The sequence below is a fragment of the Thalassotalea litorea genome (assembly GCF_005843925.1).
Classification (GTDB): domain Bacteria; phylum Pseudomonadota; class Gammaproteobacteria; order Enterobacterales; family Alteromonadaceae; genus Thalassotalea_A; species Thalassotalea_A litorea_A.
On sequence record NZ_VCBC01000019.1, the window covers coordinates 38,245 to 49,690 of the forward strand.

Consider the following 11,446-nt stretch of genomic DNA (forward strand, 5'->3'; position numbering starts at 1 on the left):
ATTTGAAAAAAAAGAGCCTACTCTGATAGGTAGAGTAGGCTTTTTGTGCAATGGTTAATAATTGTGATTTTAATTTCGCTTCAGTGTGATTAAAACACGATTGATCTGGTGTACTTCACTACTGCTTATACGGCCTTCTTTACGCAATTTATTCAAGTTGCTCATACCACAACCCATATCTATTGCCGCGTTTTTACCTTCACAGATGATTAATAACTGGTTAAGTTCAACACTTAACGGTACACCCTTTGCATTCACACGATCTTCGATGCCAGTATCAATGCCTTCAAGAAAAACATTTCCGCTCACCACACCAGCATGTTCATCAAAGTCATCTTTTACGCCGTCATTGTCATCGTCAGTGTCGGCATTGTCGCCAATTCGATCACCATCAAAATCCGCCGACTCTGCATCATCCAAAGGGAAAGCATCTAATATATCTGCAACGCCATCATTGTCGTCGTCAGAGTCTGCATTATTTCCAAGGCCATCATTATCCGTGTCTAGTGACTCAGAAGCATCTAAAGGAAACGCATCAGATACATCATCAACGTTATCATTGTCATCATCTGTATCAGCATTGTTACCTGTACCGTCGCCGTCAGTATCAATCCATTCAGTGTCGTCCATTGGGAAACTATCCACTAAATCTTCAACGCCATCATTATCATCATCGGCATCCAAAGAGTCAGCAATTCCATCTTGGTCAAAATCTGATTCTATGATGATTGGTGAAATACCTTCTAGGCGCTGTTCACCATTAACACTTCTATCAAAACGAGCAAATAAATAGTAATAATTCCCACTCGATAACGCATTTGAAGGCGTTAAACCAGCTAAAGACATTGTCACCGTTGAGGTACCCGTTTGTTGGCCGATAGCATCACCGTCATAGACAGAAACCGTATTCATTACATCAAGATCAGCGGTCATTTCCATTAACATGTATTCGATACCAGCAAACGCATCAGAAACGACATTGTCACTTCCTGCTTCGAAGGTTGTTTCAACAACTAACTCGCCACCAACCGTATAAACCGTCGAGATTAGCGCCTGCTTATTTGCAAAACTAAAGCTAGATTCCACATTCGGTGTATCAGCGATTAAATGCGTGAACGTTACCGTATCACCGAACCACATCCAACCATTGCCAGCAGCTGAAGTCGCTTCGATACGAACCGTATGAACCCCTGCCGTAACAAACACAGGATCCGCAAGTACAAAACTATCAAATACCCCTTGATTTCCAGTGAGTACGGGAACTTCGTCTATCAAGACTCCGTCAACATAGGTTGCAGCCTGTGAATTAATATTTTGACTAGAAGCGACCATTTCGATGCGATAGAAGCCATCACTTGGAAATTCTATATAGTAATCTACCCAGTCACCGTTTTGGTTACTGTCAGTCACTATACGTCTGTCTGTTGGGATGCCTCGCTCGCCGATAGTAACGCCAGCTACACGTCCGCCAGTTTCATTAAAGGATTCTGCTTCAATAGTGAACGCATCACCGTCGACAAGGTCACCATTGTCAATCGGCTCTTCCGGATCCGTTGGTGTGTCAGGATCGGTTGGCTCTTCTGGATCTGTTGGGTCTTCTGGATCCGGTGACGAAGCAACTTCACCAATAATTATTGGAGAAATACCCGGTAGAATTTGCGTACTACCATCACTCGATTTAAAACGAGCTGTCAGGTTGTAATAATGCCCTGCGTTTAATTCAGAGGTTAATTTTAAATCGCCCTGGGTTGGGTGAACTAGCGGTAGACTAATATTGAGTGTGCCACTTTGTTGACCAATAGAGCTTGAATCACCAACCACGACGCGCTTAACTTGGGAGCCATCCGCTCTTAACTCTTGAATGATAAATAATAATCCACCATTAACGCCTCCAAAGGCACTCTCCACCACCGTATTGCCAGTACCCGCTGAGTAAACCGCGGTTAAGTCAATGTTGCCACCTATTGCAAAAACGCTGGTTAAATATTTATTTACATCGTCTACACCAAATCCAGGTTCAGATGGGATTTCAGGATCCGTCGGTTCCGTTGGCTCTTCTGGCTCATTTTCACCGTCCGCCAATATAGTAATGGGACTCACACCTGGAATTTTGTAGGTTTGTCCGTCACTAGAGACAAAGCTTGCAAACAGGAAGTAGAAATTTCCAGCAGGCAATTCGGCTGAAGGCGTTAAGTTTGCTAAAGATATATTCGCACTTGCTACCCCAGATTCTTTATCAATAGCGGACGCATCAAATGCCTCGTAATCATTAACCAAACTCCAGGTAGAAGTCATTTCACGAAGATAAAACTTAACCCCACCATTTTCGGACGTTACCGTTTGATTCGTACCCGCATGGTAATCCGCAGAGACCGAAAGAACATCTCCGACAATATAATCCGTGTTTAGATATTGTTGTGCATTGTGCAAAGTGAGTGATGCCGGTACGTCAGGATCCGTCGGAGACTCGGGTTCGAGCTCGGGTGCCAACTCAGGATCCAGTGGACTTAACAACGCAAAGGTTAATTTATCCGCGTTCCACTGCCACTTACCTGCAGCCCCGACGCTTTCAATACGAATGGTATGTGTACCTGCAGATGAAATAAGAACATTTTGACTTATCACATTACTTAACATGACATCCCAGTCACCAGACGTAAGTATCTCTGCAGAGCCAGAAAATACACCGTTTACATAAACAGACGCGCCATTAACTGGTGCTGTTGGTGTTCCGGCATCCAATGTTAATTGATACACACCCGCTTCAGGGAAGTTAACTTGGTATTCAGCCCAGTCGCCAGACTGATTATTGTTAATACCCACGGAACTTGCGGTAAAACCGTCATAGGTACCACCGGTTGCTGTCATGGTTTCGGCTTCGACAACAAAACCATCAGATGGAATTGACGATGCCTCTATTACATTTACGATAATATCTTGACTGTGATTTCCATCTGTCGAAGTAATCGTTATCGTAGTCGCCCCTGGTGCAACAGCAGTGATCAAACCATCTGCGTCAACCGTTGCAATCGTATAATTATCGGACTGCCATGTTACAGACGTGTCTGTGGCATTGCTTGGGATAAAATCAACCTTAGCTTGATACGTGCCCGGCAATACAATTACCGCATTACTTGCCAAATTAATGGACTCTAAAGGAATACTTGCAACAGATACTGTTACGACATCTGTAATGTTGCCATCTACGGTAGTAACTGTAATATCCGCAACGCCGTTTGCTAACGCGGTTATCAAACCGCTGTTATCAACCGACACCACTTCATCATTGGATGAATGCCATGTTATTGCCTTAATCGTGGCATTATTCGGAGTGATTGTTGCATTAAGCTTTAACGTTTCATTCAGCGCTAAATTAACACTGACAGGGTTTATTTCAATGTGTGTTGGAGCAACAGTAATGACATTCACTTGATGTACTGACTCTAACATTCCTTGCGCAGTTATTGCGGAAATGGTTGCAGAGCCAGTGCCAGTAGCAGTGACCAAACCATTTTGATCTACGGCAGCGACTTTAACGTCAGACGTAGACCAAATAACGTTTTTATTTTCTGCATTTAATGGCAAAACGTTTGCCGTTAGCTTGATCGTTTCTCCGTATAAAACGCTCGACTCCCCAGTTATCGTCAATTCATAGGGTATTGTGCATGCGGTTTCACACGCTTCATTTGCAGAACGAACTATTTCTTGTTCAGCGCTCCAAATTGATAAACTGATCGCAGTAAATGCACGTGCAGAAGCTACGGATGCCGTCACTTCATTGTTTTCTTGTAAATACTCTAATGGAATCGGGATATCTATCAAGTTTAAAGAAACACTAGTTTCATCAACTTCTGGGCCCATGTAGTCATAATGTTCAGTCATTAAACCACTGGCATTTGCATTAACCTGAGTTGGCACCTCAATCGTATTACCATTTATGGTAAATGTATTGTTAGCCGGTTTTGACGCATGGAAAGGATAAAATTCTGCTGCGATTCTTAATCGAGCTTCACCAAACTTAGGTACGACGACATTATTAATGTTGCCTGTCATATTTGTACCTAATATTCGATGTACCTGACCCTTTGCAGCTTCACCTTTGCCGGCCCCCGATAAACTTTCCCCATAGAACTTCTTCTCTGTCATTGTAGAAGTGATAGAGATTTCATCATGATATTCAATATCAAGAATAATGGTTGAGCCTGGTTCTAATGTCACAGACTCAGGCAGAGCGTCCATTCTAGCCTCTGCTAAAATGGGTCGGCCTAAATTGGTTGGGCTTAACCCTTCGGCTAAATAGGAATGTTTCATATTGACGCTTACGACATTATTGTTATTTGCGCCAATAAATGAAAGGTCTACCGGAATGTTGTACCACTCGAGATTGTTTAAAATAAGATAGGTATGATTGCCGTCAACATAAGCATCAACCTGTACATCCGGATCACTTGAATGGGTATCAATCCGTGTACCTTTCACATCTGACCATAACTCATACCACTGAATTTTGTCGGTAACATACCAATCAGCCGTGTCGTAGTTTGCAGAGAGTGCTTCGTCTGTGTGCATTAACGCCGCTTCGTATCGAATAGCTTCTCCATTTGGACCGGTTAATAATCCCCATTTGGCTTTGATAGGCGCAAATGGCATAGACTTAACCACTTGCGATGGCCGAGTTAAGATCTGCATAAACATTTGGTTGAATGTTCTCAGGTGTAACCAGTCAGAGTATCGGTAATCATTTGCAAGAAACTCTAATTTTCCGTGTTTTGACGCTATGGCACCATATTCCGAGATCACCCAGGGTTTAAGATTATCCGCACCATTAACTTGTGCGTCGTACCATTCCACCATATCTAATATGGCTTCTGTTTTCATACCTCGACGGAACGTACTGCCTTGACGAGGATCTTCGCCTAAGTGGGCCCAGTCATATAAATGAAGAGAATAAAAATCCATATTGTGACCAGATGCATCCATGAAGCCTTTCCAGATAGCATCCCATTGGAAGTATTTATCGTCTTGAGTTACCCAATACTCAGAGGTCGTTATGGCTTGCAAGAAGTCTTCTAAATCGCCCTCTTCATACGCATAACGACTTCGAACCGCTCTATCCTGAGTCGGAAAACGCTCTGACAAATCGCCATTTTCTAAATCATGTAAACCCCATGTCATACCACCGATTAAAGGGCGCTCGGTTTCTGGTAGTTTTGTTTTGATCTGATCAGCAACTAAATTATGGTATTCAAACAATTGCTCAAAACTTGACATAACAAAGGTTCGACCGACATTAATGTCCATATCGGGTTCGTTAATCACTTCCCAGTATTTGGGCATTAACACGCCGCTTGTCTCACCGGATTTGCGCATGAATTGATCTAAATATTCTCCGACCCATTCTGCACCGTCTTCTATATGACGTAATACATATTTTCCAGCTTCATCGTCTTTGCCCGCTAAGTCTTTTTCCCAATATGACTGGGTTGGGAAAGGACCATGAGGTGTAATGCCCATGATCATTTCATCACTTCGGTTCTCATAAGCACGTAATGACTCTGGCAAGTTGTCATACATATTGTCTTTATGCCACTGACCAAAATTAGCCAAGTCTTCAATATGAGGCTTGCCTGGGGTGTTTGGATCTTGCGCGGTCGCTTTAAATATCCATGTTGCCATACCGTTATCACGACCAAAATATACATCAAGGTCATTCATAAGGTAATTCATCGTCTCTGCTTCGTTGTGCCAATCACTTTCAGTGAACGAAGAGTGGACCGTAATGTGTTTTTTACGGTTGAAGTCTGAGACTCCATTTACTTCATGTTTTATGTTTAAGTTTACATCAACCTTTACTTGATTCGCATAGGCAGGTACTCCCCCGATGCCAACTGCAGTCAATAATGTTATCCATTTCAGTTTCTTCATTTAATCGCCCCGTTATATTTATTGTCGGCATTTTTCATATTTTTATAGTTCGCCGACGGCATATAACTATCCCATTGAGTTTAATGCGTTGTAGCTATACAACAAACCACAGAAAAGTTAATTGTTAACAATCAATGTAAACGGAGCACACAAATCAAACAAGAAAAATGCAGATGTAATTTCTAGAAACTCCGCATTTACCGCATATAAAAAGCGAAAAGACAGGGCTAGTCGGGAGTTTCAATAACTTACAACACCATAAAAATCATAACTAACCCAAAATCAATGTAAACGTTTTACATTGATTTTGATTTGTTCTAGAGTTATCGAAATACCTAAGTAATGATAAATCTATGCCGACAATTAAAGACGTTGCAAGATTGGCGAATGTATCGACTGCGACCGTTTCCAGGGTAGTAAACACCCCAGAACATGTAACGCTTGAAACTAAATTGAAGGTCCAGCAAGCCATTGTGGACCTTAAGTACATTCCAAATGCCAATGCGAGGCAATTAGTCAAAGACGACAAGGTCATGATTGGCGTTGTACTGTCTGAGTTATCCGATCCGTTCAATGCGACGATAGTTCATGAAGTAGAACACTTCGCCCGGCAATTAGGTATTCAGGTATTGGTAAGTACGGGTTGCAGTAATAAAAGCAAAGAAATTCAGGCGGTACTGCGTCTGCAAGCTGACGGCTGCAACTCAGTCATAATTTACAGTGTTGCGCTCTCAGACCTGGAACTTTTGCAGTTAAGTAAAGAGGTAAAAGGATTAATTGTATTAAATCGATTTATCTCTGATATCGCTAGCCGTTGCCTTAGTTTTGATAACCAGGCAGGAGCTGCCTTGGCTACGGAATATTTGCTGTCCAATGGTCACCAAAATATTGCGATTGTATCTGCAAATAATAAACCTGTAGACGCCAAAAAAAGATTAAATGGCATTAAAAGTACGTTCGAAAAGCATCGACGACAATTAAACCAAACCAATATTGAATATGGTGAAAGTAACTTTTGGGGAGGCTATAGTTGTGCGGAACAATTATTGAAAAAGACGCAGACGTTTAGCGCCGTATTATGCTTTAACGATTCGATGGCTGTTGGAGTCATTGCTAAGCTAAGGCAAGCTGGCATATGTATACCTCAACAAATATCGGTGGTTGGTTTTGACGATTTAGTCATCGCACAAAAATGTGAACCGCCATTAACTACCATTCATTACCCCGTCAACATCATGGCCAGAAAAGCAGTAGAAGTTGCATGGAATATAATATCCCAACAAAATAATCTTAACGAATCGGGATACCAATACTTTCCAGTTTTGAAGCTCCGTTCGAGCACTCAAACGATAGTGAGCCCTCATAATGAAAACAATTAAGGATGTTGCTTTAAAAGCTGGCGTTTCACCGGCGTTGGTTTCTAGAGTACTGAATAACAAACCTGGCGTTAGTACGCTCGCCAGAGAGAAAATCCAAACGGCCATTAACGAACTGAACTACTACCCCAACCAAAATGCAAGAGCACTTAATAAAGGTAATTTGTCTGCAATTGGCGTAATTTTACCAAATATAATTACCCCCTACTTTTCATCAATTGTCAGTGGTATTGAAAACGTCACCTCAAATAATGAGGTTCAAATTGTGTTAAACTCCTCTTCTTTTGATCAAGATAAAGAGTTAGCCGCGTTAAATACGTTAATACAGCAACGTTACCAGTCGGTTATTCTTTTCTCCACATCTATCAGCGATCAGCGGATCGTAGAGTACACGGACAAAGTCCCAGGATTAGTCATTTTTGACAGAAAAATCAAAGAGATTGAGCAACGATGTATTTGGTTAGACGATCAAGTTGCGGCGCAACTAATGGTTGACGAGTTAGTTAAATTCCAACACCAACATATTGCCATACTTGATTTACCGCATTCGTTACTGCATTCAAGTAGACGTTTTTCATATTTTAAACAAATCTTAAAAGCCAGGGGTATTAAACTCTCAGCAGGACTCATTGAGCAAACCGATGGCACTATACAAGGAGGGCAAGATGCGATTTATAATTTATTAGCATCTGGCCAAAAATTTACTGCCGTAATTTGTTTCAATGATGCGATTGCATATGGCGCAATTAACTTCTTACAAAAGCAAGGGATATCGATTCCTCAAGAGGTGTCTGTAATCGGTTTTAATGATTCAACATATAGTAAAATGACCGTTCCAAACTTTCACACCATACATACTCCAATTAAAAAGATGGCTGAACGCGCAACTCAACTGGCGATAGATTTGGCAAAAAAGCCGGATCTTTCTATCGATAAAAATGACAATATATTCACCCCGCATCTGGTTAAAAATCACTCTATGGCTATTGTGAGGCCTGATGCGGAAATCAAACCAGAGTTTTATGGGGCAATAAAGGAATATCAACCACGTCACATCGATAATGATAATGATAATGATAAGGTTTGAACAATGCCTGAAAGGATTACAACATCAGGTACTGATAACACCAGCACCTGATCATTGGTATTCCATTTAGTTCGTTATTGAAATTATTTTGGCCAGTTTTTCTGAGGTAGGATATGGCTCAGCGCTCCAGCCAAGGCGAACAATAATCAAATCTTGAGACGGGATCATCATCACTATCTGCGACCGATTACCTGACATCGCATACGCATCTTCAGGCAAATCCTGCCAACGTAATTCACTGCCGCCACCATTTAACCAGAACTGATAACCATAGCGCGGATCATTTTTCGATGAATTTGCGGATTGCGCCTGAGCAACCCACTCTTTACTCAAAAAACGCGAACCGTTTAGTTCGCCGCCATTTAACATGACCTGACCGAGTTTTGCCCAATCGGGGGCACTGGCGTAGATGTATGAACTACCCACTAACACACCGCTTGGATCCGGTTCGAATGTCGATTGCGCCATATTAAGCGGCTCAAACCATTGCTCATACAAATAGTCCATTTGCTGTTGAACACTGCCACCTAAGGTTTCAAAAACCAGTCTGGACAATAGGTTAGTGGTACCGGAAGAGTAATAAAAATGTTCACCTGGTGGGTATATTAATGGGCTTTGAATCGAAATATCTGATGCAGAATAGGTATAAAACAGCATGCGGGTTGAATCACTGCCTGGCGCATAGGTCTCATCAAAATCAAGCCCCGATGACATTTGCAATAAGCTCTCTAGGTCAATGTCGCGACGCTCATCGTGTTGCCAGGCTGCAAATAACTGATTTTCGTTTAGTGCAAGCTGCTGCTGATATATTAAGTTACCAACCATCATTGCGGTAAAGCTTTTGCCCATTGACCAACCAAGATGAGGTGTATGTTGTTCAAAGCCTTCTTGGGTTGCGTAACTCACCACTTTCCCATGTTTAACAACCAGTAATGAACGAGTTTGGTACCCCTGGGCATTATCTTCGGCGACGAGTTCTTCAATACGAGTTTGTAGATCGGCATCGATATCATTGAGCGCACTACCCTCTGGCCAGGATTGCTCAGAGGCTTTAATGGCAACAACCTTTACCTCATCAAGTGCTTTCGTATCACCAATATCCAGCGTACAACCAATGCCGTCTCGAAACGTAGCGCTCATTGGCGACAAACCTAACAGGTTTGCATAAGCTTTTTTCTGTTTATCGTCATAGTCAACTTCGACCAATGAGTATGCCGGCGAATAAGATGCCAAATCAGCCATCACCTGGCTATCATCAAGACCCGTAATATAGCGCCCGGAGCATGCAATCTTAGCCCCAAGCCCAGTAGCAACATCGGCTGCAGCGCCAAGCGACATGGGTGATACGCCAGCAATGGGTTTTAAAAGAAGAAGTACCGCGATGAAAAGTGCGATTAAAGTAAAAAATAGGGTTTTCAGCCAGGTCATAAAGGCAATCCTGTGGTTTTTGTTTTCAGCGATGGTACGCGCTGCTTATCAAAACCTCAAGAGCCCTAATCGATATCCGCCTGTATTAATTTTCTCTTATACCAATCACATTAAGTTTGTGCACAATTCAGAGTTAGGGCAGAGGTTCAGTTACAACGGGTGAGTTTTAAAGGCGTTTATCCTGCGTTACTGATTTTGGCTGATTTTGGCTGTTTTTGAGAGCGGAATAACCATTCTCTGCAATCAAAGCCTTGTCTAAAAGCCTTTAAATTCTCACTGAGTGAGCAATAATTTAATGTGATTGGTATTACAATACCACGGTGCGATGATCATTTAACAATATCCTGTCTTCAACATGCCAACGTACTGCGCGAGCAAGTGCTGTGGCTTCAATGTCATGCCCTATTTCTATCATATCGCGCACGGTTGTTGCATGATCTACCGGTTTGACTTCCTGAACAATGATTGGTCCTTCATCCAAATCTTTGGTCACATAATGCGCCGTAGCGCCAATAATCTTCACGCCCCGATCATGGGCTTGTTGATAAGGTTTTGCGCCTTTAAACCCCGGCAAAAAGGAATGGTGGATATTGATGGCTTTGCCAATAAGTTTTGCGCATAAGTCATCGGAGAGAATTTGCATGTAGCGAGCAAGTACCAAAAGATCGGCCTGATATTGACTGAATAATTGCCACAATTGCGCTTCCTGCTCCGGCTTATTGGTTTTATCTACCGGCAGGTAATGAAAATCAATGCCATAAAAATGTGCCAAGTCTTTCGCATTTTGATGATTCGAAACAATGGCACAAATATCCGCTTTGAGTACACCTGAGCGCCATTTCGTTAACAACAGATTAAGACAATGATCATCCTTGCTAACCATGATCATTATCTTAGGCCGCGTTTTGGCACATCTGAGGTGATAGGTCATTTGCATGGCTTGGGCAAAGTCGTCAAAATCCTTCTCAAACCTTTCTGGGCTGCACGATAGCTGGCGATCATCAAATTCGATACGCATATTAAATCGTTGTTTATCTGAATCGGCATAATGGCGTGCGTTGTTGATAAAGGCACCGTGGTGATATAAATGCCCGGTGATTTTTGCCATAACCCCAAGCCTGTCTGGACAGGTTAATTTCAAGACATAGGACTTAATCATGTTTTGTTCAATTGATGGCACTGACACGCACTCGCTCCTTCAAAGGTGTGTTATTGCAATTTAATCGCAATAACAACAATTTACAAAGTAAATTATTATCAAGATGTGTCAGAAAAGTTATAAGGGATGAGTGGTGATAATAAATACCGTGCCCCATGGCGTGGCGCAATCGCATGTTACACCCGCTCATTTAATTTCAATTCAATTCGTAAAAACTTGCTGTCTTGGTGTCTTGGTGTCGAGCGCAATAATACTGGCACAAGCTTGCACAGCCATTTTTAATGTATTTCGATCATAAAAAAAGCCCCTTGCGGGGCTTTTGTATATCGGTTTGGTTTTGAACCGGGTGTTTATTTACCGCTCAGTGCGGATGCTCATTTCCACCGTTTCTGTGCTATTCCCTTGCGTATCGTAAGCGATAGCTTGCAAAGATTTTACACCGTCAGACAATTTCGAAATATTAATCGTATG

The 11,446-nt window shown here is 42.1% G+C and carries 5 protein-coding genes; 2 read left to right on the forward strand and 3 right to left on the reverse strand.

Features of this window, described 5'->3' with window-relative positions; all coding sequences use genetic code 11:
* Positions 1–69: 69 nt before the first annotated feature.
* Positions 70–5,925, reverse strand: a complete 5,856-nt coding sequence (locus FE810_RS15765; protein WP_138321411.1) for an Ig-like domain-containing protein — start codon at positions 5,923–5,925, stop codon at positions 70–72.
* A gap of 353 nt (positions 5,926–6,278) precedes the next feature.
* Here FE810_RS15765 and FE810_RS15770 point away from each other — a divergent pair, with 353 nt between their 5' ends.
* Entirely contained in the window at positions 6,279–7,304 is a 1,026-nt protein-coding gene (locus tag FE810_RS15770) for a LacI family DNA-binding transcriptional regulator (RefSeq protein WP_138321413.1), read from the forward strand.
* Entirely contained in the window at positions 7,291–8,388 is a 1,098-nt protein-coding gene (locus FE810_RS15775; protein ID WP_138321414.1) for a LacI family DNA-binding transcriptional regulator, read from the forward strand. The genes FE810_RS15770 and FE810_RS15775 overlap by 14 nt, the downstream gene beginning before the upstream one ends.
* Before the next feature lie 66 nt (positions 8,389–8,454).
* On the opposite strand, the gene FE810_RS15780 is transcribed toward FE810_RS15775, so the two are convergent.
* Both FE810_RS15780 and purU read right to left on the reverse strand, forming a co-directional pair.
* Complete coding sequence (locus tag FE810_RS15780) at positions 8,455–9,816, reverse strand: serine hydrolase domain-containing protein (protein ID WP_138321416.1); 1,362 nt, start codon at positions 9,814–9,816, stop codon at positions 8,455–8,457.
* Positions 9,817–10,123: 307 nt separating this feature from the next.
* A complete protein-coding gene (gene purU / locus FE810_RS15785; RefSeq protein ID WP_246037080.1) occupies positions 10,124–11,002 on the reverse strand; it encodes a formyltetrahydrofolate deformylase in 879 nt (292 codons plus the stop codon).
* Between the last annotated feature and the right edge of the window lie 444 nt (positions 11,003–11,446).